Annotated in this window: 17 protein-coding genes; 16 read left to right on the forward strand and 1 reads right to left on the reverse strand. The window is 68.7% G+C overall.

The window, feature by feature from the left end; translation table 11 throughout:
• The first annotated feature begins 67 nt into the window (after positions 1–67).
• The 7 genes from ACLJOK_RS06400 to ACLJOK_RS06430 all read left to right on the forward strand — a co-directional run bounded on the left by ACLJOK_RS06400 (position 68) and on the right by ACLJOK_RS06430 (position 8354).
• Positions 68–1315, forward strand: a complete 1248-nt coding sequence (locus tag ACLJOK_RS06400) for an ABC transporter substrate-binding protein (RefSeq protein WP_410816794.1) — start codon at positions 68–70, stop codon at positions 1313–1315.
• Positions 1316–1391: 76 nt separating this feature from the next.
• Complete coding sequence (locus tag ACLJOK_RS06405; protein WP_410816796.1) at positions 1392–2345, forward strand: carbohydrate ABC transporter permease; 954 nt, start codon at positions 1392–1394, stop codon at positions 2343–2345.
• Positions 2342–3172, forward strand: a complete 831-nt coding sequence (locus ACLJOK_RS06410) for a carbohydrate ABC transporter permease (protein WP_410816798.1) — start codon at positions 2342–2344, stop codon at positions 3170–3172. Before ACLJOK_RS06405 ends, ACLJOK_RS06410 begins: the two co-directional genes overlap by 4 nt.
• An 8-nt stretch (positions 3173–3180) precedes the next feature.
• Positions 3181–4362 carry a mandelate racemase/muconate lactonizing enzyme family protein gene (locus tag ACLJOK_RS06415; RefSeq protein WP_410816800.1) on the forward strand — a complete coding sequence of 394 codons (1182 nt, stop codon included), beginning with the start codon at positions 3181–3183 and terminating at the stop codon, positions 4360–4362.
• Complete coding sequence (locus ACLJOK_RS06420) at positions 4359–5567, forward strand: fumarylacetoacetate hydrolase family protein (protein WP_410816802.1); 1209 nt, start codon at positions 4359–4361, stop codon at positions 5565–5567. Before ACLJOK_RS06415 ends, ACLJOK_RS06420 begins: the two co-directional genes overlap by 4 nt.
• Entirely contained in the window at positions 5564–7081 is a 1518-nt protein-coding gene (locus ACLJOK_RS06425; RefSeq protein ID WP_410816804.1) for an aldehyde dehydrogenase family protein, read from the forward strand. Before ACLJOK_RS06420 ends, ACLJOK_RS06425 begins: the two co-directional genes overlap by 4 nt.
• A 520-nt stretch (positions 7082–7601) precedes the next feature.
• On the forward strand, positions 7602–8354 hold the full coding sequence (locus ACLJOK_RS06430) for an RNA-guided endonuclease InsQ/TnpB family protein (protein WP_410816806.1): 753 nt from the start codon (positions 7602–7604) through the stop codon (positions 8352–8354).
• 109 nt (positions 8355–8463) lie between these two features.
• Here the strand turns inward: ACLJOK_RS06430 and ACLJOK_RS06435 are convergent, their stop codons facing one another.
• Entirely contained in the window at positions 8464–9987 is a 1524-nt protein-coding gene (locus ACLJOK_RS06435; RefSeq protein WP_410816807.1) for an alpha-N-arabinofuranosidase, read from the reverse strand.
• Between the two features lie 285 nt (positions 9988–10272).
• Between ACLJOK_RS06435 and ACLJOK_RS06440 the strand changes: the two genes are divergently transcribed.
• The 9 genes from ACLJOK_RS06440 (at position 10273) to ACLJOK_RS06480 (ending at position 23995) form a co-directional block, all read left to right on the forward strand.
• The gene (locus ACLJOK_RS06440; RefSeq protein WP_410816808.1) at positions 10273–12645 is read left to right on the forward strand and encodes a glycoside hydrolase family 3 N-terminal domain-containing protein; all 2373 of its coding nucleotides are present in this window, start codon (positions 10273–10275) and stop codon (positions 12643–12645) included.
• A gap of 288 nt (positions 12646–12933) precedes the next feature.
• On the forward strand, positions 12934–13956 hold the full coding sequence (locus tag ACLJOK_RS06445; RefSeq protein WP_410816809.1) for a LacI family DNA-binding transcriptional regulator: 1023 nt from the start codon (positions 12934–12936) through the stop codon (positions 13954–13956).
• Positions 13957–14128: 172 nt separating this feature from the next.
• Complete coding sequence (locus ACLJOK_RS06450) at positions 14129–16312, forward strand: alpha/beta hydrolase (protein ID WP_410816810.1); 2184 nt, start codon at positions 14129–14131, stop codon at positions 16310–16312.
• A 104-nt stretch (positions 16313–16416) separates the two neighbouring features.
• The gene (locus ACLJOK_RS06455) at positions 16417–17757 is read left to right on the forward strand and encodes an ABC transporter substrate-binding protein (RefSeq protein WP_410816812.1); all 1341 of its coding nucleotides are present in this window, start codon (positions 16417–16419) and stop codon (positions 17755–17757) included.
• A gap of 76 nt (positions 17758–17833) precedes the next feature.
• Entirely contained in the window at positions 17834–18775 is a 942-nt protein-coding gene (locus ACLJOK_RS06460) for a carbohydrate ABC transporter permease (RefSeq protein ID WP_410816814.1), read from the forward strand.
• A complete protein-coding gene (locus ACLJOK_RS06465; RefSeq protein ID WP_410816815.1) occupies positions 18775–19659 on the forward strand; it encodes a carbohydrate ABC transporter permease in 885 nt (294 codons plus the stop codon). The genes ACLJOK_RS06460 and ACLJOK_RS06465 overlap by 1 nt, the downstream gene beginning before the upstream one ends.
• An 87-nt stretch (positions 19660–19746) precedes the next feature.
• Positions 19747–21474, forward strand: coding sequence for an IlvD/Edd family dehydratase (locus ACLJOK_RS06470; protein ID WP_410816816.1), 1728 nt, complete (start codon positions 19747–19749; stop codon positions 21472–21474).
• Between the two features lie 112 nt (positions 21475–21586).
• Complete coding sequence (locus ACLJOK_RS06475; protein WP_410819276.1) at positions 21587–22597, forward strand: LacI family DNA-binding transcriptional regulator; 1011 nt, start codon at positions 21587–21589, stop codon at positions 22595–22597.
• Between the two features lie 105 nt (positions 22598–22702).
• Positions 22703–23995, forward strand: coding sequence for a phosphodiester glycosidase family protein (locus ACLJOK_RS06480; protein WP_410816818.1), 1293 nt, complete (start codon positions 22703–22705; stop codon positions 23993–23995).
• Positions 23996–24118 lie beyond the last annotated feature (123 nt).

A 24118-nucleotide genomic window follows, 5' to 3' on the forward strand; every position in this document is an offset into this window, starting at 1 on the left:
TTGCACATGACGCTACGATCGTTGCAATTTCATCGGCTTGACGCCAACTCGTAACAGTGGAGTAACGATGGGTAATAAGCGCGCTCATTTCGGCATCGCCAGGGCGACATGTGCCCTCGGCCTGGTCGCCACCCTCTTGACCGGTTGCGGCTCGGACGGCGATTCCGGCGACGGCGTCACCAAGCTGACCTTCGCCGCCTCGACCTTCGGCGACCCGGGCCGCGGGCCCCTGTTGACGAAGTGGCTCGACGAGTTCAATTCGAGCCAGAGCAAGGTCCAGGTCTCCGCCGCCGCGGTGCCGTACCCGACCTTCGGCCAGACCGTGCTCACCCAGATGGGCAGCGGCAAGGGCCCCGACCTGGTCCGCTTCGACATGCCCGAGTTCGAGGCGGCCTCCGACGCCGGCCTCATCGCGCCGCTGGACAAGGTGATCGACGCCAGCAAGTACGACCTGCTCAAGCAGCCGGACCAGTTCATGGTCCACGACGGTGTCCGGCACGGCGTCATCTTCGAGGCGTCGAACTACGCGATGTTCTACAACGCGGACCTGATCCCGACGCCGCCGACCACCTACGAGCAGTTCACCTCCACCGCGAAGTCGCTGACCAAGGGTGACGTCTTCGGCTTGGCGTTCCGCCAGACGGAGGCCGAGGAGGCCGGTGTCTGGCAGGACATCTTCAACTACGTCTACGGCTTCGGCGGCGCGTGGTCCGACGGCAAGAACCTGACGATCAACTCGCCGGAGAACCTCAAGGGCCTGCAGGCGTTCAAGGACCTGTACGACGCGAACGTGATCCCGCGCGGCGCGGACGCGGCCACCTTCCGGCGGATGTTCGCCGAGGGCAAGGTCGGGATGGAGCTCAACAACGGTGGCTACGTGACCGCCACCCGCGGCCAGAACGCCAAGCTGAACTTCAACGTCGCGCCCGTCCCGTTCCCGGTCCGCAAGCAGGGCGCCATCCTCGCCCCAATCGTGATCAACGAGGCGAGCGAGGGCAAGGACGAGGCCGGCACCTTCATCAAGTGGGCGCTGGAGCCGCAGAACCAGGTCAAGCTGCAGGAGATCCTCGGCGCGAGCAGCGTCGCCACCACCACGCAGCGCAGTGCGGACGCGCTCAAGGCGACCCCGTTCCTCCCCGTCTTCGACGGGCTCACCGAGACCAGCCTGCCGCAGATCGTGCTGGGGTTCGAGGCCAAGACGCCGGACATCCGCAAGGTGGTCGTGCAGAACGTGGTCGCGGCACTGCAGGGCAAGGCCGACCTCAAGTCGGCACTGGACCGCGCCCAGCAGCAGGCGAGCGAACTGGTCCGCTGACCGCTCGACACGGCGACGCTGCCGGCGCAACGATCCGTGCGCCGGCAGCGTCCTTCCCCCAGAAGGATCGAACCCGATGACTGTGGTCGAGCAGACCGGAGCACCGAAGACAACACCCCCAGGCCGGCCCCGGCGTCGGCCCAGCCCGTTGGGCAGCAAGTGGACGCCGTACCTGTTCCTGGCACCCGCCGCCCTGTTCATCCTCGTCTTCCAGGCGGTACCCCTCGTTCAGGAGGTGTACCTCAGCTTCACCAGGACGAGGCTGCTCAACCCCACCCGCAGCGAGTGGGTCGGGCTCGACAACTTCAACCGGATCTTCGGCGACCCCGAATTCCACCGGACCCTGCTGATCACCTTCGTCTACGTGATCACCTGTGTGATCGTCGCGATCGGCGCCGGGCTCGCCGTCGCGCTCCTGCTCAACAGGAAGTTCCCCGGCCGTGGCGTGGCACGGGCGCTGGTGACCGTCCCCTGGGCAGCCCCGGGCATCGCGGTCGCGCTCATCGCCACCTGGATGCTCAACGCTCAGTACGGCATCGTGAACCGCTTCCTCGACGCCGTAGGACTCGGTGTGCCCGGCGGCGCGATCCTGGACAGCTCGCGCTACGCGCTCCCGGCGGTGCTCGCCACGACGATCTGGCAGTTGTTCCCGTTCACCTCCGTGGTGCTGCTCTCCGCGCTCCAGTCCGTTCCGCAGGACCTCAACGAGGCCGCGACAGTGGACGGCGCCGGGCGATGGGCCACCTTCCGCGCGGTCACCTGGCAGGTCATCAAGCCGACAGTGGGTCTGCTGGCCCTGCTGATGACGATCTGGTCGCTGCGGCGGTTCGAGCTGATCTGGCTGATGACCAAGGGCGGGCCGGTCGGAGCCACCGAGACGCTCGTCATCGACCTCTACTCGCAGGCGTTCGACTCGAAGGAACTCGGATCGGCGGCGGCCATCGGAATGGTCGGCGTCGTCATCTCGCTCATCGTCATCATCGGCAGCCGCCTGGTCGCCCGTGCCGTGGAGAAGGGGGACGTCCGATGAGGCGCTTCCGATTCGGTGTCACCGCACGGATCGTCGCCGTGCTCGTCGTGCTGGGCGTCGCGGTGTTCCCGCTGTACTGGATGTTCGTCACGGCGCTGTCCAGCAACAGCGACCTCTTCGCCGATCAGCCCCGGCTCACGCCCGACCTCGGCCAGTTCGGGGTCTTCGTGGACGCGCTCGCCGAGGGCAAGGCGGCCGGGTGGCTGCTCAACAGCCTGATCATCGCCGTCGGCACGATGGTTCTCTCCGTCGGTCTGGGCATCCCGCTCGGCTACGCGCTGTCCCGGTTCTCGTTCTGGGGCAAGGCCGTGCTGACCGTCGTGCTGTTGTTCACGCAGATGCTCCCCGAGGCGCTCATGGTCGTCCCGCTGTTCGCGCTGTTCCGCCGCTTCGAACTGCTCGACTCGCTGACCGGCCTCGTCCTGGTGAACTCCGCCTTCGTCCTGCCGATCGTCGCGCTGATCCTCAAGGGCGCCATCGATGGCATCCCGAAGGAACTGGAGGAGGCCGCGCGTGCCGACGGCGCCCGGCCCTTCACCACACTGACCCGCATCAACGTGCCGCTCATCGCGCCGTCGATCGCGGCCACAGCGGTCATCGCCTTCTTCCACGCCTGGAACGAGTACGTGTTCGCTGTGACGTTCATCTTCAACCCCGAGCTGCAACCCGCCTCCGTCGGCATCGCGAACTTCATCGGCGAACTGGGTACACCGATCCAGACGGTGATGGCCGTCGCCTTCCTGTTCACGCTGCCTGCCGTCGCCTTCTACCTGTTGGTCCAGAAGTACGTGGTGTCGGGCATGACCGCCGGTGCGGTGAAGGGTTGAGCCGAAAAATGAAGATCGTCTCTGTCGACACACTGGTCGTCGACTTCTACCGTACGAACCTCGTCATCGTGCGCGTCCACACCGACGAGGGGATCATCGGGCTCGGTGAGGCCACCCTGGAGGGCAAGGAACGTGCCGTCCAGGGCGCCATCGCCGAGCTGGCCGAGGCGGTGGTGGGCCTGGATCCCACAAGCATCTCGAAGATCCTCTACGAGACCGCGCGGGACTGGTACTGGCGCGGCGGACCGGTCATCATGACGGCGTTGAGCTCGCTGGAGATGGCCCTGTGGGACATCTCGGCGCGCGAGCTCGGGGTGCCGGTCTCCCGGCTTCTCGGCGGCGCGACCCGCGATCGGGTCCGCGCGTACGCGAATGGTTGGTTCTCCGGCGCCGTCACGCCGGAGGACTACGCGGCCGCCGCGCGCCGGACGGTGGAGTCGGGCTTCCGGGGCCTCAAGTGGGACCCGTTCGAGAACTACGACCTGACCATCACCACCGCGCAGCTGGACCGGGTGCTCGCCCAGATCGACGCCGTCCGTCAGGCGGTGGGCCGCGAGGTGGAACTGTTCGTCGAGGGGCACGGGCGCTTCGACGTCCGCCACGCCATCAAGGTGGCGAAGGAGATCGCCCAGTTCGACCCGGTGTGGTTCGAGGAGCCCTGCCCACCGGACAACCTCGACGCGCTCGTCGACATCCGTCGCGCGTCACCGGTGCCGATCGCCGCGGGGGAGCGGTGGTACGGGCGCCAGGGCTTCGCGCCGGCGCTGGCCCGTCAGGCGGTCGACTTCGTCCAGCCCGACGTGACGCACGCCGGCGGGATCGCCGAGCTGGCCTTCATCTCCACGCTCGCCGCGACCAGCTACGTGGGCTTCGCACCGCACAACCCGAGTGGTCCACTGAGCACGGCCGCGACGCTGCAACTCGGGGCGACGTTGCCGAACTTCCGGTACCTGGAAATCATGGCGACCGACGTGCCGTGGCGTCCCGAGATCACCAACGAGCGACTGGTGTTGACCGACGACGGCGACATCCTCATCCCGACCGGGGTCGGCCTGGGCATCGAGGTGGATCTCACAGCGATCGAGCAGCATCCGTTCACACCGCACCCGCTGCGGATGTTCCAGGACGCCGTCTTCGACATCCGTCCCCGCGACGAGCGGTCCTTCTTCAACCTGGAGAGCGACTCATGACGCTGCCACGGCCCCGGGGGTCGGCCGCAGGCGCGGACTGGGTGGGTACCGCCGCCGAGGCGTTGCCGGACGATGCCGACGGCGTCCTCATCGGCCGGATCTGGGACCCGTCCGGCGACGGCCCCTCGCCGGTGACCGTCCGCGACGGCGAGGTCATCGACATCAGCCACCGGTTCCCGACCGTCCGCGACATCTGCGAGCTGCCTGATCCCGCCGCGACGGTGGCCGGGCTCGACGGGCCGAGGGTGGGCGACTTCGGGGAGATACTGGCCAACACGGGGGCCGCGACCCGAGACCGTGACCGGCCGTGGTTGCTCGCCCCGGTCGACCTCCAGGCGCTCAAGGCCGCCGGGGTGACCTTCCCGATCTCCATGATCGAGCGGGTGATCGAGGAACGGGCGCGGGGAGACCTGGCGCTGGCGGCGGACATCCGGCACCGCATGCTCGCCGACGTCGGTGTCGACCTGCACAGCCTGGAGGCGGGCTCGCCGGAGGCGGATCGGCTCAAGAGCCTGCTGGTCGCCGAGGGCATGTGGAGTCAGTACCTGGAGGTGGGCATCGGCCCGGACGCCGAGATCTTCACCAAGGGGCAGATCCTCTCCGCCGTCGGCACCGCCGTTCCGGTCGGCGTGCTCGCCGCGTCGACGTGGAACAACCCGGAACCCGAGGTCACGCTCATCGTCCAGTCCAGTGGCCGGATCGTCGGCGCCACCCTCGGCAACGACGTGAACCTGCGCGACATCGAGGGCCGCTCGGCGCTCCTGCTTCCCCTGGCGAAGGACAACAACGCCTCCTGCGCCCTCGGCCCCCTGATCCGGCTCTTCGACGACCGGTTCGGCATGGATCGGGTACGCGAACTCGAGGTGCGCCTGGAGGTTCGCGGCGAGGACGGCTTCCACCTGGAGGCGGTCTCGGAGATGACCCAGATGTCGCGTGATCCCGAGGAGTTGGTCCGGCAGCTGATCGGGCCGCACCACCACTATCCCGACGGGGCCGCCCTGATGCTCGGCACCATGTTCGCGCCCATCCAGGACCGGGACCGCCCCGGTGAGGGCTTCACCCACAAGGTCGACGACGTGGTACGGATCAGCTGCCCGGCGCTCGGCACCCTGGTCAACCGGGTGCGGCACGCGGAGGAGTGCGAGCCCTGGCACTTCGGCGTCCGCGATCTCATGGGCAATTTGGTAAAGAGAGGACTGCTGTGAACGTGGTCATCACTGTCGATCCGCGCGACGGTCAGCGTCGCGCGACGGATCTCACCGAGACCGACGAATCTCGGCTGGAGGCGATCGCCGGTCAGGCGTCCCCGGCAGCGCAGTGGCTGGCCGAGCGCGGGAGGCTCGGCCGCGCGGAGTTGCTGGACGCGATCGCCGCGTCGCTGGAGTCCCGTCGAGCGGATCTGGTCGCTGCCGCCGAGGCGGAGACCGGGCTGAGCCACGCGCGACTCGACCAGGAACTCACCCGGGCGGCGCTTCAGTTCCGGATGTTCGGCGAGGTGCTGCGCGACGGGGCGTACGTCGAGGCCACCATCGACCACGCCGCCGACACACCACTCGGTCGAGGCCCGGACCTGCGGCGGATGCTGGTACCCCTCGGGCCGGTCGCCGTCTTCGGGGCCAGCAACTTCCCGTTCGCCTTCTCTGTCGCCGGCGGGGACACGGCCGCCGCGCTCGCCGCCGGGTGCCCGACGATCCTGAAGGCCCACCCGTCCCACCCGCTGACCTCGCACGCCTCGGCCGCCGCGATCGAGTCGGCCGTCCGTGACCTCGGCGGGCCCGAGGGTGTCGTCGCGACCGTGTACGGGGAGCAGGCCGGCCGTTTGCTGGTACGTCACCCGGCGATCCGCGCGGCCGCCCTGACCGGCTCGGTCAACGCCGCCCGCGCCATCCAGGCGGCCATCGACGAACGGCCCGACCCCATTCCCCTGTACGCCGAGCTGGGAAGCGTGAACCCGATCGTCGTCCTGACCGACGCGGCTGCCGCCCGGGGAGAGCAGATCGCCGAGGGGCTGTTCGGCTCCTTCACGAACTCGGGCGGTCAGCTGTGCACCAAGCCCGGCCTGGCGTTCATTCCGTCCGATCCGGGCGGTGACCGCCTGGTCGACGCGCTGCGCGCCAGGGTCGACGCGTCGGGTGGCGCCGTCCTGCTCAACGAGCGCATCCGGGACGCGTACGAGAAGCGGGCCACGGAGTTCGAGCGGGCCGGCGCTCGGGTCTCGGCGCGGCCCGCTGTCGATCCGGGCGCGGGCTTCACAGTGGCACCGACCCTCCTGGAGGTCGGCCTCGCCGGCCTGACCGCCGAGATCGCCGACGAGTGCTTCGGCCCGCTCCTGGTCGTGGTCCGGTACGACGACGCCGCCGACCTCGACGCCGCGCTGGCCACCGTCCCGCCGTCGCTGACCGGTTCGCTTCACCGCGGGCCGGGCGACGACGCCGACGTGGTACGCCGACTGGTCGACGTGCTCGCCGCCCGCGCGGGTCGCATCGTCTTCGACGGCTACCCCACCGGTGTCCGGGTGTCGTGGGCCCAGCACCACGGTGGACCGTGGCCGTCGACAAACGCCGTGCACACGTCGGTGGGCGCCACGTCGATCCGACGGTTCCTCCGTCCGCTGGCGTGGCAGGACGCCCCGACCTGGGTGCTCCCCGAGGAGTTGCGCGACGAGTACACCGCCATTTCCCGGCGAGTCGACGGGAGGTTGCAGCCAGCGGCCGAATAAACCGCGTCCGCCGGTCGCTTCTGGGTGCGTTTCCAGGCCACCTCGACTGGCGCGCGAATTCCTTGACGACATTGACCAGACAGAGAATTCGCGCGCCAGTTGTCCTGGCGTTGCTGAAGCGCGCCCACATTGTTTCGGCGCGATCCTCCGCTCCGATTTCCGTCTTGACCGTCAATGCAATTCATGGTTCTGTTTTCGACAGGGAACGATGTTAGCGCTCGCATAGCTGCATCGCTCGTTACTGGTATCCCTTCACCTCACCATCGAATGGTCGGTCGGCCGCTCGGTGCGGTCTGACCACACGCCGAAGAGGGAGCAGGAACATGCCCGTCGCACCTCCCCGTCCCCCGATGCCGGCACCGACACGCCGGCTGATGCTCGCGCTGCTCGCCGCCGTCACCGCCCCGCCCGCCTCGGCCGCACCCCCCGCCTCGGCCGCACCCCCCGCGCTCCTGCGCCCGACCGTCTACCAGTGCGGACGTCTCCGAGATCAGCCATAGACCAACGCTAGAATCGACGCGTGCAGCTTCGGTACAACTACCGGCTCTACCCGGATGGCGCCCAGCGTGAGGCGCTGGCGAAGGCGTTCGGGTGCGCGCGGGTGGTGTTCAACGACGGGCTGCGCGTGCGGCAGGAAGCACACGAGGCTGGCCTGCCGTATCCGACGGACGCCGAGTTGTCCAAGCGGGTTACCGTGGCCAAGTTGACCCCGGAGCGTGCGTGGTTGGGTGAGGTGTCGTCGGTGGTGTTGCAGCAGGCTCTCGCGGACCTGAACAAGGCCTACCGCAACTTCTTCGCCTCGCTGTCGGGCAAGCGCAAGGGTCGCAAGGTCGCCGCTCCCCGGTTCCGGTCCCGTAAGGACAGCCGGCAGGCGGTCCGGTTCACCGCCAACGCCCGGTTCAAGGTCCTTGACAACGGTCGACTGCGGCTGCCGAAGATCGGCGATCTGGAAGTCCGTTGGTCGCGGGAGCTGCCGGCTGCGCCGACGTCGGTGACGGTGCTCCGAGACGCCGCCGGTCGGCACTTCGCCTCGTTCGTGGTGCAGACCGCCGACCAGCCGTTGCCCGAGCTGGACTCGGAGGTCGGCATCGACCTGGGGTTGACGCACTTCGCCGTGATGTCCGACGGGACGAAGGTGACCGCGCCGAAGTTCCTGCGCCGTGCAGCCCGCAAGCTGCGCCGGTTGCAGCAGGGCTTGGCGCCGGTGGTCGCCCGCTACCGGGGCGACAAGCTCTTCAAGGACTCTCGCAGCGATCCGGTCGACGCCCGATAACAACGGGCTCGACCCCGTACTCCCTGTGGTGGGGGAGTCCCGGCCGCGCACCCCTGGTGAAGCCAGGGTGTGCGCGGCCGGGGCACGTCCGGGACCGTTCGTCAGCCGATCACGGGGTCGTGTCGGTGGCGCGCAGGCGCAGCATCGTCCAGGACGCGGGCGGAAGGGTCAGCTGGACGCTGGCGTCGGCGCCGCGTGCCGTGTCGTTGGGGCGCGGCGTGGCGTGGTCCGGACCGTCGGCCGTGTTCTTGGCGTGCAGGTCGGTGCCGCCGACGGTGACGCACTCGATGATGTCGCTGACCTGGGCGCCGGCGACGTCGATGGTCACCTCGGCCGGGGTGTCGAGGGCGCGGTTGACGAGGAAGACGGCCATCTCCCCGGTGGTGTCGTCCCAGGTCGAGACGGCGTCGACCGCACCGATCTCACCGTAGCGGTCGGTGGTCGTCGTGCTGCCCTCGCGCAGCACGTCCAACACGGTGCCCTGGGCGTGCCGGGCGGTGCGGGCGAAGGGGTGGAAGATGGTCTGGCGCCAGGCCGAGCCGCCCACCTCGGTCATGATCGGTGCGATGACGTTTACCAGTTGGGCCTGGCAGGCCGCGCTCACCCGGTCGCTGTGCCGCAGCAGGCTGATGAGAAGGCCGCCGACGACGACCGCGTCGGCCACGCTGTAGTGATCCTCCAGCAGGGGCGGCGCGACCGGCCAGTCCTCGCCGCTCGGGGGCGTGGACGGGGCGGCGGACTGGTACCAGACGTTCCACTCGTCGAACGCGATCATGATCTTCTTGGTCGACCGACGGATCGCTCCGACCGAGTCGGCGATGGCGGTGACAGCGTCGATGTACCTGTCCATGTCCTCGGCCGAGGCGAGGAAGCTGGCCAGATCGTCGTCGACCGGCTGGTAGTAGGCGTGCAGCGAGATCAGGTCCACGTCGTCGTACGCCTCGGTCAGCACGTCACGCTCCCAGCTGCCGAAGGTCGGCATACCGAGGTGCGAGGAGCCGCAGGCGACCAGTTCGAGATCGGGATCGAAGCGGCGCATGGCCTTCGCGGTCTGCGCCGCGAGCCGCCCGTACTCGGTCGCGCTGCGCTGACCCACCTGCCACGGGCCGTCCATCTCGTTGCCCAGGCACCACAGCTTGATCCCGTACGGATCGACAGCGCCGTTGTCGCGGCGCTGGTCGGCGAGGTGACTCCCACCGCGGTGATTGGCGTACTCGAGCAGGTCGACGGCCTCGGCGGTGCCACGGGTGCCGAGGTTGACCGCCATGATCGGGTCCACGTCGGCCTTGCCAACCCAGCGCATGAACTCGTCCAGCCCGAAAGCGTTGGTCTCCAGGCTGTGCCAGGCGAGGTCGAGCCTCGCCGGTCGTTTGTCGACCGGGCCGACGCCGTCCTCCCAGCGGTAGGAGGAGACGAAGTTGCCGCCGGGATAGCGGACCGTGGTGACGCCCAGCTCGCGCACCAGCGCGAGGACGTCGCCCCGGAAGCCGTCGGCGTCGGCCGTCGGGTGCTCCGGCTCGTAGATTCCGGTGTAGACGCAGCGGCCCAGGTGCTCGACGAACGAGCCGAAGAGCCGACGCGGCACCGGTGCGACGCGTCGGCGGGGGTCCAGGGTCAGGCGGGCCGTGTTCACGCCGTTCTCCGGCGCGCTGTCGGGGTGGGTGTTCAGGGCTGGCTCCCTTCGTGCGGGTCCGACGCCGGCAGCACTGCCCGAGCGCCGGGACCGAGGGGTGGTGGAGGCACTGTGAGCTCTGGACAACGTGATCGACTTCGATTACGTTCTCGATCTATGTAAACGTTACCGATTACGTTTACGTAAGGGAACACGACGCCTGGATCAATGTCTGGCCGGCATCCCCCCGCGGGTCCTGCCGCCCCGGCCGGAAGACCAGCTTGTCGCGGTGATTGGGGTGACCGGGTGACCACTGTTGAGCCGGAGATCGAGGCGACCTACGCCGATGCGACAGCGCCCGTCGACGAACGGGTGTCGGATCTGTTGGCCCGGATGACCCGCGAGGAGAAGCTCGCGCAGCTGGGCAGCACGTGGGCGTTCACAGTGCTGGAGGGCGGGCGGTTCGCGGCGGAGCGGGCCCGGCCGATCCTTCGACACGGACTGGGGCACGTGACCCGCGTCGCGGGCGCTACCAGCCTGAAGGCGGCGCAGGTGGCGCGGGCCGCCAACGCGATCCAGCGCTTCCTGGTCACCGAGACCCGGCTGGGGATCCCGGCGATCGTGCACGAGGAGGTCTGCTCGGGCGTGATGGCCCGCGAGGCGACCATCTTCCCGCAGGCGATCGGCGTCGCGAGCACCTGGGCGCCGGAGCTCAACCGGCAGCTGGCGGACGCCGTCCGCGCGCAGATGCGCGCCATGGGCAGCCACCAGGGGCTTTCGCCGGTGCTGGACGTGGTGCGCGACCCACGGTGGGGCCGGACGGAGGAGACCTACGGCGAGGACCCGTACCTGGTGTCCCGGATGGGGGTGGCGTTCGTCCGGGGTCTCCAGGGTGCCGACCTGACCGACGGCGTCCTCGCCACCGCCAAGCATTTCGTCGGCTACGGCGCGTCCGAGGGTGGGCTGAACTGGGCGCCGGCCCAGCTGCCGCCGCGTCTGCTGCGTGAGGTGTACCTGTACCCGTTCGAGGCGGCGGTCCGCGACGGCGGGCTCCAGTCGGTGATGGCCGGCTACCACGAGCTCGACGGCGTCCCGTGCCATGCCAACCACGAACTCCTCGCCGACGTCCTGCGTGGGCAGTGGGGCTTCACCGGCAGCGTGGTCTCCGACTACTTCGCCGTCAACGACCTCCACTCGTACCACCACTTCGCGCAGGACAAGCAGCAGGCCGCGACGGTTGGCCTCAGCGCGGGGGTGGACGTCGAGCTTCCGGCGACGGACGCGTACGCGGACGCTCTCACCCGCGCCCTGGACGCGGGCGAGGTCAGCGAGGCCCAGCTCGACGAGGCGGTCGCACGGGTCCTTCGGCACAAGGTCCAGCTCGGGCTCTTCGAGAACCCGTACGTCGACGAGGAGACGGCCGCTACCTCGGCGAACGCCGAGCGGCACCGGGGCGTGGCGCTGGAGATCGCCCGCCGCAGCCTCGTCCTGCTCAAGAACGACGGCGTGCTGCCGCTGCTCGCGGGCGCCGGAACTGTCGCCCTCATCGGTCCGAACGCCGACGATGCCCGACACCTGCTCGGTGACTACTCGTTCGCGGCCCACATCGAGGCGTTGGTCGAGGCGCGCAAGCGGCGCGGCCTGCTCGGCGAGATGATGACGATCCCGGACGATCTGGAGATCGACGAGAGCACCGATGGTTTGCCGACGGTGCGGGACGAACTCGCGGCGCGGCTGGGCGACCGGCTGCGCTTCGCCCAGGGCTGCGACGTGCTCGACCCGTCGACCGAGGGGTTCGCCGAGGCGGTCGCAGCTGCCGCGGCGGCCGACGTCGCGGTGCTGGTCCTGGGTGACCGCTCGGGGCTGACGCCCGGGGCCACCACTGGCGAGTCGCGGGACCGGTCCAGTCTGGACCTGCCGGGCGTGCAGGAAGAGCTGGTCCGTGCCGTCGTCGCCACCGGCACGCCCGTCGTGGCGGTGCTCGTCGCCGGCCGACCGGTGGGCAGCGACTTCCTGCACGAGGAGTGCGCCGCGGTGCTGATGGCCTGGTTGCCGGGGGAGACCGGGGCGCAGGCGATCGCGGAGGTGCTCCTCGGTGAGGTCAGCCCGAGCGGAAAGCTGCCGATCTCGTACCCCCGCGGCGTGGGCCAGATCCCCGTCTTCTACGGCCACAAGGTGTCCGGCGGGCGGTCACACTGGCACGGCGACTACGTGGATTCGCCGGTCGCGCCGCGATACGTCTTCGGCCACGGCCTCGGGTACACCTCGTTCGTGATCGAGGAGGCCACTGTGGCAAGCGCCGAGGTCCGCGCCGGGGACAGCGTCGGTGTCGAGGTCACGATCACCAACACCGGGCACCGGGCGGGGGAGCAGGTCGTACAGCTCTACGTTCGCGATCCGCAGGCCACGATCACCCGGCCGGTGCTGGAGCTGAAGGCCTTCGCCCGCGTCGAGGCCGCCGCCGGCCAGCGGGTGGCGGTGCGGTTCGCGCTCCCCACCGGTCAGCTCGGTTTCTACGACCGGAGCATGGCCTACGCGGTGGAGGCCGGGCAGATCGAGGTGTACGTCGGCTTCTCGGCTGCCGATCACACCCATGCCGGCACCTTTGTCATCAGCGCGGACCCGGACCGGCCGACGTCGAAGGTCTTTACCGGGACCGCCGAAGTTCGGCAGCTGTGAGCGCTCACCCGGGTCGAGGAATGGTTCTTGACGGAGGGTGCCGTCCTGTTGTCAACGGGTAGCACCGGCACAGAAATCGGGCCTTACTTCGATCGCCGCCAGAGGCTGCCGATTGCGTTCTCCGCAACGGCATCGGGGGTCGACCCCGCTCTTGCGATCGTCCAGTTAGGACGTCGTTCTTAGTGGTCGGGTAAGGACGAAGAGGTCTTGTGTTCGTAATCGTTCTCAGTTACGTTGGCAACATCCTGGAAACGTAACCGATAACGATTGCAGTCCAGAGAGAGCGGCATGATTGAAGTCAATGCGCCGGTAACGATGAGTGATGTCGCCCGAGCTGCTGGCGTTTCCACCGCCACCGTCTCGCGCGTCGTCAACGGGCATTACGGCGTCAGCGCTCGCACTGTCGCTCAGGTGCGCTCCGCCATCGAGCAGCTCGGCTACGAGTCGAGTCTGGTGGCCACCAGCCTTCGGCGCAGCCGCACCAACGTGCTGGGCCTCGTGGCGCACAGCTTCCAGTCGTACACGGCGGAGGTGCTCAAGGGCGTGATGAAGGCGCTGAGCCGCTCGGGCTTCGATCTGATCATCTACGCCAACAGCGACCTCTACGGGTCGTATTCGGAGGGTTGGGAGCAGCGGCACCTGACCCGCCTGTCGGGCACCCTCACCGACGGGTGCATCGTCGTCACGCCCTGGGGTGATTTCCGGACCCGGACGCCGGTCGTGGCCATCGACCCGGTGCGGGGCTCGACGGCGCCCTCGGTGATCTCTGACAACCTCGCGGGCGCCACCACAGCGGTCGAGCACCTGCTCGGCCTGGGCCATCGGCGCATCGGGTTCATCGCCGGCCGTGACAGCCTGGCCTCGGCCTGGTCGCGGGAAGAGGGCTACCGGGCCGCGCTGACCACCGCCGGGGTTCCGGTCGATCCGACGCTGATCGGCCGGGGAGACTTCAACCCCGAGTCGGCAACTCCGCTGGCGCGCGTCCTGCTGCAACGACCGGACCCACCATCGGCGATCTTCGCGGCGAGTGACGGGATGGCCCTGAAGGTTCTGGAGGTCGCCAGGGAGCTGGGGTTCTCGGTGCCGGGGGACCTGTCCGTCGTGGGGTTCGACAACATTCCCGAGTCGGCGTTGACCCAGCCGGGTCTGACCACTGTGGACCAGTCGATGTATCAGCTCGGGTACGAAGCCGCGCGGATGCTGAAGTCGCTGGTGACCGGCGAGTGGGACGAGCCGAGCCAGATCGTGCTTCCGACCAGCCTCGTCGTGCGCGACTCGACCGCACCACCGAAGAGCGCGGCACGACCATGACACCAGCCCATGGATGCATGAGCCTGATCGCTCCCGACAGAGCGATCAGGTCAGGTGTGCCCGTGGCAGCAGCCTGAAGGAGGTGCACGCAGCACACACGGCGAGATCCACAGTTGAGTTGAGCCGGTCAGTCGGGTCGCATCCGCTGCCGGCACCTTGAAAGGAGTGGAGTGTGACTACCGAACAGTATCATGGGCGCTTACGCCGTCTGGGCGTACGCCGGCGGCTCTCGGCGGCGTTCACCGCCGGGGTCATCGCCACAGCGGCGGCGCTCATCGCGCCGCAACCGGCTGCCGCGGACACGCCGTGGTTGAACGTTTCCGCGGACCGCTACGCCACCTTCGCCGTCCCGGCGGCGTACGTTCAGGAGAACCTGGGCACCGTCTCGCAGGTCGTCGTCGAGGGAAACTTCGGGCCGTCGGCCAGCTGGGCGGAGTTCGGTCTGACCCGTCGAGGTGACGTGTGGTCGGGTGTTCTCGGCGCGCTGGAGCCCGGGCTCTACAACTACCAGCTCACCGCTGACGACACCTTGACCATCAAAGACCCGACGAACAGCACAGGTGTCGCGTCCAACCCGCTGCTGAGCACCTTCCTCGTCGCGGGTGACTCGGCACGGTGGCTGGTCGACGCGCCGGCCGGCACCGGCGGAAAGATCGATACGCTGACCTATCGGACCAGGAACGCGCAGCGCTCCGCCCTGGTCTGGACGCCACCGGGTTACGCGGCCAAGGGCCCGACGGGGTACCCGGCGCTCTTCCTCCAGTCGGGTGACGGCGTGGCCGCCACCGACTGGCTCGACCTCGGTCGGTCCAAGCAGATCCTCGACAACCTCTCGGCCGTGGGCGCCATCCGGCCGATGGTGGTGGTGATCAACGATGTCGACGGCACGGACGACAAGGGATTGAAGGACCTCCGCAAGGCGGTGGCTGACACGTACCGGGTCCTTCGCGAGCCGGAGCACCAGGCGATCGCGGGGGTGTCCGACGGCGCGACGGACGCGCTGCGGGCCGCGCTCACCAAGCCGGGTCAGTTCGGCTACGTCGGCTCGTTCTCGGGCACGTCGGCGCCGGCGATCGACCGCAAGGACGCCAAGGCGATCAACCGCGGCGTCAAGCTGCTGCGCCTGTACACAGGCAACGTCACCGATCCCGCGTACAACACCACCTACCGGCTGACGAAGGCGTTGGACCGAGCCGACGTGCGGTTCGAGTTCGACGGGGTCAACCCCGACGGCGGCGCGACCTGGACCACCTGGCAGGAGAACCTCGTCGACTTCGCGCCGCGGTTGTTCCGGCACGTGGCCGACCACGGGCCGAGCCCCGGTCACCAGCCGCTCAAGCGGGAGTTCACCCCGCCGCCGGCCGGCACCACCCCGACGCCCTTCGTCACCGAGGACGGGTTCGTCACCTTCGAGACCACCACCGACTTCAAGGACGCCCAGCACGTCACGGTCTGGGCGAACGTCGCGCCGGGCGGCAGCTGGCTGCGACTGCCACTGACCCGCGACGGTGACCGGTGGCGCGCGACAGTGGGCCCACTGAAGCCCTGGTTCTACTACTACCGGCTGATCGTGGACCGGGTCGCGGTCAAGGACGCCTCCAACCCGACGACTGTCACCACCGAGCCGATGTGGAGCACCTTCTTCATCCCCGGGCCGGGTGCCCGACTGCTGTCGGACGTACCCGCCGGTCGTGGCGGGAAGGTCGAGAGCATGACCTATCCCAGCACGGTGGCCGGCCAGGACCGGACCGCGCTGGTATGGACCCCACCCGGGTACGACCCGAACCGGACGCAGCCGTACCCCGTCCTCTACCTCCAGCACGGCGGCGGTCAGAACTACACGGACTGGGTCGAGATGGGCCGCGCCAAGCAGATCCTCGACCATCAGTTCCTCGACGGCGACCTCACGCCGATGGTCGTCGTGATGGGCAACGGCAACTCGTCGAACTTCAACAGCGAGTTGCGGGAGAACATCGTTCCGACGGCCCGTGCCCGCTACAACATCTCCAGCGATCCGTCGCAGCAGGCCCTCGCCGGCCTGTCGATGGGCGGCGGGCAGGCGTTCGGGGTGCTGCGGGCCTACCCGGGCGAGTTCGCCTACGTCGCCGCGTTCTCGGCCGGGTTCGGCAGCGGCACCGGCGTCGACGTGGCGGCGATCAACAACGGCACGAAGATGCTGCGCCTCTACGTCGGTGACCAGACCGACTTCGTGTACCCGAGCTTCATGGCGTCGCTGACCACGTTGAACAACCTCGGTATCCGCTACGAGTTCGACGGGGTCACCCCCGGGCCGCACGGCTGGGACGTGTGGCAGAAGAACCTCATCGACCTGGCGCCCCGTCTGTTCAAGCGCTAGGAGCCTCCGCCGGCGACGCCACCGGAAGCAGGGCTTCCTGCCCCCGGTGGCGCCCGCCAGCGCATGGATGCAGTGCACCGCCATCGCCGAAGGGAACCATCTCAATGAAGAGAAGACGAATACTCGCCACGGTAGCCATGCTCGCGGCGGGGACCGGCCTCGTCGCCTGCTCCTCCGACGAGGGCGGCAGCGACGCGAGCAATTGCACGAACACCATCACCAAGAAGGACCTGCCGGTCGTGACGATGTGGGGCTGGTACCCCAACACGCAACTCGTCGTCGACAACTTCAACAAGCAGCACGACGACGTGCAGGTCTGCTGGACCAACGTCGGCCAGGGCAGCGACGAGTACGACAAGTTCCAGACCGCCATCTCGGCGGGCACCGGCGCGCCTGACGTGATCATGGTCGAGGCGGACCGGATCCCGACCTTCCAGATCCAGGGCGCGCTCGTCGACATCAAGCAGTACGGCTACGACGCGGTCAAGGCCAACTACGGCGAGGGCGCCTGGAAGGACGTGTCGGTCGGCGACAAGGTCTACGGCGTCCCGGTCGACGGCGGACCGGCGGCGATGATCTACCGCAAGGACATCTTCGACAAGTACAAGATCACGCCGCCGAAGACCTGGGCCGAGTACGAGCAGGCCGCCCAGAAGGTCAAGGACGCCGGCGGCCCGCTCTTCGGGGACCTCGGCGCGAACGTCTCGGCGCTCACCATGGCGCTGCAGATCCAGAAGGGCGCCGCGCCCTTCACCTACGACCCGGCGCAGCCGAAGGCGATCGGGGTGAAGCTCAACGACCAGGCGTCCAAGGACGTGCTGGACTACTGGGGCGGCCTCGCCAAGAAGGGCCTTGTCGGTACGCAGGACCAGTTCACCCCGGAGTACATCTCCGGCGTGATCAACGGTAACTACGCGACGTACATCTCGGCGGCCTGGGCGCCCGGCTACCTCACCGGCGCCGGCGTCGGTAAGGGGCAGGACACCGGCAAGTTCGCTGTGGCGCCGCTGCCGCAGTGGGATCCGGCCAACCCGGTGCAGGTCAACTGGGGTGGGTCGGCCTTCTCGGTGACCAAGCAGGCGAAGAAGCCGGAGCTGGCCGCGAAGGTCGCCTACGGGCTCTACGCCGACAAGGAGTCGCTCACCGACGGCTGGACCAACCAGATCATCTTCCCGCTGAACCTCACGGCGCTCAAGGACCCCGCGTTCGTCGACCTGAAGGTGGCGTTCTTCAACGGCCAGCAGGCGAACAAGGAGGTCTACCTTCCCGCCGCCGAGGCCTACAAGGGCGTCGCGTACGCCCCCTTCGGTCAGTACTACCTCGACGCCATGACCAAACAGGTCAGCGAGATCATCAAGGGCTCCGTCACCGGTTCGCAGGCTGCCGACCGGCTCCAGGAGGACGTGGCGAAGTACGCCAAGGAACAAGGCTTCACCGTTCAGTGACCGGATGGGTGGGCCGCGCCGACACTGGCCGGCCGGCCCACCCGCCCCCCTCAGCGTCCACGTCCCGGAGACCAAGATGACACTCCTGACCGAGAAGCGCGCACCGCGTCCTCAGCCCGAGACGCGCAAGATCCGTGGCAAGGTGCACCTCCGCGAACACCTGATGGGGTGGCTCTTCGTCGGGCCGTTCGGGATCGTGTTCCTGGCGTTCCTCATCGCACCGCTGGGGTACGCGCTGTACCTCAGCCTCTTCCAGAAGAAGCTGATCGGCGGCACCAGCTTCGTTCTCTTCGACAACTACGTGAAGGCGTTCACCGACCCGAGCTTCCTGTCCGGGGCGTGGTTCGTCATCCGCTTCTCGCTGGTCTCGATCCCGCTGCAGATCATCATCGCGCTCGCGTTGGCCCTGATCCTGGACTCGGTGACCACCCTGTTCGCTCGCTTCTCCCGCCTCATGATCTTTCTTCCGTACGCGATCCCCACCGTCATCGGGGCCGTGATGTGGGGGTTCCTCTACAGCAAGGGCTTCGGCCCGCTCACCGACATCTTCGGGCTGTTCGGCGCCACCGCACCCGACTTCCTGAGCAGCGACCTGATCTTCTACGGGCTGCTCAACGTCGTGACCTGGCAGTGGGCCGGCTACTACATGATCATTTTGTACGCGGCGTTGCAGGGTGTCGACCCGACGCTCTACGAGGCGGCCCGGATGGACGGCGCCGGCCGGTGGCAGATCGCGACGCGGATCAAGATCCCCCTGATCGCGCCCGCCCTGATCCTCATCCTGGTCTTCTCGCTCATCGGCACCCTGCAGTTCTTCAACGAACCGCAGATCCTGCGATACCTCGCCGCGGGCACGATCGGCTCGGACTTCACCCCGAACATGTACGCGTACCAACAGGCCTTCTCGCTCGCCAACTTCAACTACGGGTCCGCGATCTCCTTCGCCCTCGGCGGGATCGTGTTCATCTGCGTGTACGCCTTCCTGTTCTTCACCCGCAAGCGGAGGAGCTTCCTCTGATGACCGACCACACCAGCGTCCGCGCCGGCGCCCGCCGACCGCAGCGCTTTCTCCCTCTTCAGATCCTCCTCGGCTTCCTGGTGATCTACTTCCTCGTACCGTTCTGGTGGGTCATCGTCAACAGCTCCAAGGACGCGCCGGGCCTGTTCGGCGGCGGCAACACCCTCTGGTTCACCGACCAGATCGACTACCTCGGGAACCTCCGGCAGCTCTTCACCTATGACGGCGGCATCTATCTGCGGTGGATGCTCAACTCCACGCTGTACGCCATCGCCGGCGGAGTCGGCGCCACGGTCCTGGCGGTGATGGCCGGCTACGGATTCGCCAAGTACCGGTTCGCCGCCCGACGCTTCAGCTTCGCCGTCGTGCTCGGCGCGCTGATGGTGCCCGCCACCGCACTGGTCATCCCGACCTTCATCATGTTCTCCCGGCTCGGCCTGACCAACACGGTCTGGGCGGTGATCCTCCCGTCCCTGCTCAACCCGTTCGGCGTCTACCTGATGCACGTGTACGCGCGCGACGCGGTGCCCGACGAACTCCTGGACGCGGCGCGGGTCGACGGCGCGGGGGAGGTGCGGACGTTTCTTCAGATCGCGCTTCCGTTGATGCGTCCCGCTGTGGTCACCGTGCTGCTCCTGTCAGCAGTGGCGTCCTGGAACAACTACTTCCTGCCGTTGGCCATGCTCTCCGACAACCGGCTCTTCCCGGTCACCGTCGGCCTCGGCCTCTGGCAGGGCATCGCGTCCGCGAACAACTCGGGAGGCACGTCGCTGTGGAGCCTCATCATCCTGGGTTCCCTGGTGTCCGTGATCCCACTGATCATCGCGTTCTTCAGCCTCCAACGACACTGGCGCGGCGGCCTCTCCGTCGGAGGTCTGCGGTAGGTCGCGCCGGCGCCACCAGCCAATCCACCACACGCGCATTGATCGCCGCACAGGACGCGGCCGAACGGATGACAGAGAGGTGTGCTGATGTCGACGACGAATCGACCGCTGCGCAGCGGGGAGTGGTTCGGTGCGGAAGGCCGCAACGGGTTCATCCATCGGTCCTGGATGCGCAACCAGGGGTTCGCGGACGACGTCTTCGACGGTCGCCCGGTGATCGGCATCGCCACCACCTGGTCGGAGCTGACACCCTGCAACGCCCACCTGCGCGACCTGGCCGAGTCGGTGAAGCGGGGCGTGTGGGAGAGCGGGGGCCTGCCGCTGGAGTTCCCGGCGATGAGCCTGGGCGAGCCGCTGATGCGGCCCACGACCATGCTCTACCGCAACCTGCTGGCGATGGAGCTGGAGGAGTCGGTCCGCGCCAACCCGCTCGACGGGGTGGTGCTGCTGTCCGGCTGTGACAAGACCACCCCCGGCCTGCTGATGGGAGCGGCGAGCGTCGACCTGCCGACCCTGATGCTGACCGGCGGCCCGATGCTCAACGGCAAGTTCCGCGGCCAGGACATCGGCTCGGGCACCGTCGTCTGGCGCTTCACCGAGGAGATGCGGGCCGGCCGGATGACAGCTGCCGACTGCTCCGAGGCGGAAGTCGGCATGTCCCGCAGCCGCGGCCACTGCATGACAATGGGTACGGCCTCCACGATGGCCTGTGTGACCGAGGCGCTGGGCGTGCAGCTGCCGGGGGCGGCCGCCGTGCCGGCGGTCGACTCCCGGCGGTACGCGCTCGCGCACGCTGCCGGGCGTCGGATCGTCGCCATGGTCGAACAGGACCAACGGCTGTCGTCGGTGCTCACCAGGCAGGCGTTCGAGAACGCCATCCGGGTCAACGCCGCGATCGGCGGCTCCACCAACGCTGTCGTACACCTGCTCGCGATCGCGGGACGCCTCGGCGTCCCCCTGTCGCTGGAGGACTTCGACACTCTCACCGCCGACGTGCCCATGCTCGTCAACCTCATGCCGTCCGGGGCGTACCTGATGGAGGACTTCGCCTACGCGGGCGGCCTGCCGGTGGTGATGAAGGAACTCGGCCCTCTGCTGCACAGGGACCACGTCACCGTCAGCGGCAGGAGCGTGGCGGACAATGTCGACGGCGCCCAGTGCTGGAACCGGGACGTCATCGGCACCATGGAGGAGCCGTTCCAGCCCGTCGGCTCGGGCACCGTGGTGCTGCGCGGCTCGCTCGCGCCGTCCGGGGCGGTGTTGAAGGTCTCCGCCGCCTCCGCCCACCTCCTCACGCACACCGGCCCGGCGCTCGTCTTCGACCGGATCGAGGAGTACGTCGTCGCCGCCGACGACCCGGACCTCGACGTCACCCCCGACACTGTGATCGTCGTCCGCAACGCCGGACCACGGGGCTACCCCGGCTTCCCGGAGGTGGGCAACGTGCCCATGCCACGACGGTTGCTCGCCGACGGCATCACGGACATGGTGCGGATCTCCGACGCGCGGATGAGCGGCACCGGCTACGGCACCTGCATCCTGCACGTGGCACCGGAGGCGTCAGTGGGTGGCCCTCTCGCGCTGGTGCGCACCGGCGACCTGGTCGCCGTCGACGTCTCGACGCGCCGACTGGACCTCCTGGTCGACGATGCGGAACTGGCGCAGCGCCGCACCACCTGGCAGCCTCCGAAGCCGGTGGCCGACCGGGGTTGGGTACGGCTCTACAGCGAGCACGTCCTCCAGGCGGACAGCGGTGCGGACCTCGACTTTCTCGTCGGTGGCAGCGGCAGCGCGGTGCCCCGTCACTCACACTGACGGCCCCGAACGGACGCTGCCCACGAGGAACTGATTCCATGGAAGAACGGACGGCCCGCCAGTGCGAGTTCACGCAAAGTCCGCTGTGACAGCGGCCGACCGGCCACCGGTGATGGCCGACGTCGCTCGCCTGGCGGGCGTGTCACACCAGACGGTGTCCCGGGTCATCAACGGGGCGCCCAGCATCAGGCGCGAGACGCGGGAGCGGGTCCTCGAGGCCATCCGACGACTCGACTACCGCCCCAACACGGCCGCCCGCGCGCTGGTGCGCGGACGGTCCGGGATGATCGGCATCATCGGCACGGCCAGGACGTTGTTCGGTCCGACGAGCATTCATCGCAGCGTCGAGGACGCCGCCCGCGCCGCCGGCTACTTCGCCACCTCGGTGAGCCTGTCCGAGGTGACGGTACGGGCGCTCAGCGACGCCACCGAGCACCTCATGCGCGTCGGGGTGGAGGGCGTCGTGATGATCGCCGGCAACGACGAGGCCCTCGAGGCGGTGCGGATGACGCGCTCGAGTGTCCCCTTCGTCGTCGTGGAGGGCGATCTGTCCCGGGCCAGCGTGACCGTCGGCGTCGACCAGGTGCTCGGCGCCCGGATGGCCACCGACCACCTCCTCGACCTCGGGCATCGAGAGATCGTGCACGTGAGCGGCCCGCTCAACTGGGCGGAGGCCCGCGCCCGCCTCGAAGGTTGGCGTCAGGCGATGATTGCCGCTGGCCTACGCCCGCCGGAGCCGGTCGAGGGCGACTGGAGAGCGCACAGCGGCTACGCCGCCGGGCTGCGGATCGGTGCGATGCGCGGAACCACAGCGGTGTTCGCCGCCAACGACCAGATGGCCATCGGCGTGCTGCGCGCGCTGCATGAGCGTGGGCGGAGGGTGCCACACGACGTCTCCGTCGTCGGCTTCGACGACGTCCCCGAGGCGCCCTTCCTCATCCCGCCGTTGACGACGATCCAGCAGGATTTCGACGCGGTCGGTCGACGGGCCATCACGGCCGTCACCCAGGCCATCGACGACACGGTGCCGCAGCGTCTGCCGCTGGTCATCCCCAAGCTCGTGGTGCGGCAAAGCACGGCGCCGCCGGCGTCGGCCACCAATGCCTCCCCGGGCGCCAGCTGATCCCGCATCCGCCGGTCGGGTGGCCTATAAGTCCTTTCACCGAAATTCGACTAGCTGTCAGGTTCTGTCCGATGCGTGCTTCTCTTCGCTCGCAAGGCTCAGGGCATGACTGTTTCCACTCCTGGCCTGTCCGGATTACGCCGCGCCGGTGCGCTCGCTGCCGCCACGCTGGCCGCGGTGGCGCTTGGCGTCGTTCCGGGTGCCCGCGCCGACGCCGCCAGTGACCTCCTGCCGATCGGCGACGCCGACCTGACGGAGGTCACCACCAGCCGGGTCCTGGCCGACGGCGTGACCCTGACCCACATCGTGCGCGGAACCGAGCCCGCGCCGGCCGACCAGATCAACACCACCGGTCGCGGCCCGTGGGTGGTCAACGTGCTCACCATCGACCCGCGTCGGGCACGCGGGCACCTGAAGGCGACGTACGGCCCGAACCTCGGCCAGGTCGAAAAGACCACCGATCTCGTTCGCGACTCCGGTGCCCTGGCGGGCGTCAATGCCTCGTTCTTCACCTTCACCGCCAGCCCGCTCTACCCCGGTGACCCGGTGGGCCTGGGCTTGTACGGCGGGAAGCTGCTCAGTGAACCCACCACCGAGCCCGGCGAAGTCAACTTCGTCGTCGACGCCAACAACAACCGCGCACTCACCGGAAAGCTGACCTGGTCGGGCAGCGTACGGAACCGGCGGACCCACGCCGTCCTGCCACTGGAGTTCATCAACCACCCACCGGTCGTCCCTGCCGGCTGTACTGCTTCGGCCGACCAGAGCGCGTGCACCGAACCGGGCGACGTTGTCCAGTTCACCCCCGAATTCGACGCGGCCACTCCGGCGGGCGTCGGCGTGGAGGTCGTCCTCAATCGCCTCGGCTGCGTGGTGCGGACCGCGACGACCCGCGGCACCACCCTCGCCGTGGGCCAGACCTCGCTGCAGGCCACCGGACGGGACGCCGGCGCTCTGCTCACGGTGGCCAGTCGGGGATGCCTGGACCTGACCTCGACCTTGACCGACCAGCGGGGGCGGAAGCTCGCCCTGCGGCCCGGACTGTTCGGCGTGAACGGGCGCTACCCGTTGACGGCGAACGGCCAGATCGTCGTGCCTGACGGCGGCTCCGACAGCTTCTTCGCCCGCAACCCCCGTACCATCGCCGGCACCACCCGGGACGGGAAGGTCGTGCTCGCGACCATCGACGGCCGCCAGAGCACCAGCGTTGGCACCACCCTGGACGAGACTGCCGCCGTCGCCCAGGCACTCGGCATGTCTGACGCGGTCAACCTCGATGGGGGCGGCTCTACCGCCATGGCCGCTCAGGGCACGCTGGTCAACCACCCTAGCGGCGCCGAGCGGGCCGTTGGTGACGCGCTCGTCTACGTCGAAGGCCGGTACCACGGCGGGCACTGACCGTCGCCCCTGATCCATTCCTCCTCGACACAGGTTGCGGCCGGCCCGGGACAGTGGGCCGGTCGCAAGCCGGTATACGTCGGCGGGCGAGGCCCACCTGCTCATCCACCCGAGCGGCGTGCT

The sequence above is a fragment of the Micromonospora sp. 050-3 genome, assembly GCF_046549335.1.
Classification (GTDB): Bacteria; Actinomycetota; Actinomycetes; order Mycobacteriales; family Micromonosporaceae; genus Micromonospora; species Micromonospora trifolii.

What these genes read in the sequence shown, in the direction of transcription:
- ACLJOK_RS06400 (WP_410816794.1), top strand. Translation starts at nt 68, where the DNA reads ATGGGTAATAAGCGCGCTCATTTCGGCATCGCCAGGGCGACATGTGCC.
- ACLJOK_RS06405 (WP_410816796.1), top strand. Translation starts at nt 1,392, where the DNA reads ATGACTGTGGTCGAGCAGACCGGAGCACCGAAGACAACACCCCCAGGC.
- ACLJOK_RS06410 (WP_410816798.1), top strand. Translation starts at nt 2,342, where the DNA reads ATGAGGCGCTTCCGATTCGGTGTCACCGCACGGATCGTCGCCGTGCTC.
- ACLJOK_RS06415 (WP_410816800.1), top strand. Translation starts at nt 3,181, where the DNA reads ATGAAGATCGTCTCTGTCGACACACTGGTCGTCGACTTCTACCGTACG.
- ACLJOK_RS06420 (WP_410816802.1), top strand. Translation starts at nt 4,359, where the DNA reads ATGACGCTGCCACGGCCCCGGGGGTCGGCCGCAGGCGCGGACTGGGTG.
- ACLJOK_RS06445 (WP_410816809.1), top strand. Translation starts at nt 12,934, where the DNA reads ATGATTGAAGTCAATGCGCCGGTAACGATGAGTGATGTCGCCCGAGCT.
- ACLJOK_RS06455 (WP_410816812.1), top strand. Translation starts at nt 16,417, where the DNA reads ATGAAGAGAAGACGAATACTCGCCACGGTAGCCATGCTCGCGGCGGGG.
- ACLJOK_RS06460 (WP_410816814.1), top strand. Translation starts at nt 17,834, where the DNA reads ATGACACTCCTGACCGAGAAGCGCGCACCGCGTCCTCAGCCCGAGACG.
- ACLJOK_RS06465 (WP_410816815.1), top strand. Translation starts at nt 18,775, where the DNA reads ATGACCGACCACACCAGCGTCCGCGCCGGCGCCCGCCGACCGCAGCGC.
- ACLJOK_RS06470 (WP_410816816.1), top strand. Translation starts at nt 19,747, where the DNA reads ATGTCGACGACGAATCGACCGCTGCGCAGCGGGGAGTGGTTCGGTGCG.
- ACLJOK_RS06475 (WP_410819276.1), top strand. Translation starts at nt 21,587, where the DNA reads ATGGCCGACGTCGCTCGCCTGGCGGGCGTGTCACACCAGACGGTGTCC.
- ACLJOK_RS06480 (WP_410816818.1), top strand. Translation starts at nt 22,703, where the DNA reads ATGACTGTTTCCACTCCTGGCCTGTCCGGATTACGCCGCGCCGGTGCG.